The organism is Mycolicibacterium vulneris (assembly GCF_002104765.1).
Lineage (GTDB): Bacteria > Actinomycetota > Actinomycetes > Mycobacteriales > Mycobacteriaceae > Mycobacterium > Mycobacterium vulneris.
This window is the reverse complement of sequence record NZ_NCXM01000075.1, coordinates 1-1,604: the sequence shown is the minus strand read 5'-3', so window position 1 is coordinate 1,604 and position 1,604 is coordinate 1. Positions and strand designations below refer to the sequence as shown.

Here is a 1,604-nt window from a genome sequence, read left to right as displayed (position 1 = left end):
TCGGACCATGCCGAGCAGGAAGCCCATGAACTAGCAGCCACGATCCAACGCACGCCGATGCCGTTCACCGGCCCGCTTTTCAAATTTGCGCTATTTCAGGCGCGGCTTGATGAATTCTATTTGTTCGCATGCAGTCACCACATAGTCGCAGACGGATCCGGCATTGCGCTGGTGGGTCAACGGATTGCATCCGTCTACTCTGCAATTGTTTCTGGCGCGCCGATCCCGCCTTCCATTTTCGGTTCGTTACAGGACTTGGTTGATTGCGAGTCGGAATACGAAGCGTCCGACGACTTCCTCGACGACCAGGCCTATTGGACCGAAAACCTTCCAGCGGAAAATGGATCGCGTTATCGATTGCCCCACGCTGCTGGCGAGCATGATTCGTATCGTCCGTCCGCGCCGGTTCAGCTGGACGCCATGGTCCTTCGCCGAGTTGACGAGTTGTCCCGAGCATGGAACGTGCCGCGATCATCGGTCATCACCGCGGCATGCGCACTTGTGGTGCGTGGGTGGTGCGCTGAGGACTCAGAGGTGGTGCTCGACTTCCCGGTCAGCAGGCGCGTAGGTCCGGAATTGAAGACGCTTCCCGGGATGGTGGCCGGGGTGGTGCCGCTGGTGTTGAGGGTTTCGCCCGAATCGACGGTTGCCGGATTTTGTGCCCACGTTGACACGCAAATCAGGGAAGCACTGCGGCATCAGAGATTTCCGGTGCAGGCTCTTGAGCGCAAAATCCACGCCCGAGGCCTGGGGCAGTTAGCAGACAGGGTCAGCGTCAATTTTCTCCCGTCTAGTTTCACTCTGTCCTTCGGTGGTGTGACGGCATCGGCGTCATACACCAACCTTGGCCACCGGGGCGGCTTTGGCTTGGTCTTCTCTGGCGACGGTGACCAACTCTCCGTCGGCACGGTCGGCGCTGGGCAGCTGTTTTCGAATTCTGAAGTCTCCGATTTAGCGGGACGGTTGCAGCGGCTGTTGGTGGCGATGGCCGCCGGTCCGGGGCGATCGTTGTCGTCGGTGGATGTGCTTAGTGCTGGTGAGTACACCCGGTTGGATGGGTGGGGTAATCGGTCGGTGTTGACCCAGCCCGCACCGCCGCCGGTGTCGATTCCGGTGGTGTTTGCCCGCCAGGTGGCCCGCGCTCCCGAGGCGGTGGCGATCAGCTTCGAGGGCGGCGCCCTGACGTATTGGGAACTCGAGGAGGCCGCGAACCGGTTGGCGCACTTGCTGACCGACCGGGGTATCGGGCCGGGGCACTGCGTGGCGTTGCTGTTGGAACGTTCAGCCCAGGCCGTCGTGGCGATGCTGGCGGTGTTGAAGACGGGGTCGGCTTATTTGGCGATTGACCCGGCGTTGCCGGCGGCTCGGATCGGGTTCATGCTCACCGATGCCGCCCCGATCGCCGTCATCACCTCCGCGGCCCTGCGCCCGCGGTTGGACGGGTCCGATGTGGCGGTCATCGATGTCAACGACCCCGCTGTGGAAGCGCAATCCAGCACGGCACCACCGGTGCCGGACCCGGAGGGCATTGCTTACCTGATTTACACCTCGGGCACGACCGGGGTGCCCAAGGGGGTTGCGGTCACCCACCGCAACCTGACCCA

General features: G+C 62.5%; 1 protein-coding gene. It reads left to right on the top strand.

From position 1 onward, the window contains the following. On the top strand, positions 1-1,604 hold a 1,604-nt coding region (locus B8W69_RS29375), incomplete at both ends, for an AMP-binding protein (protein ID WP_165762730.1).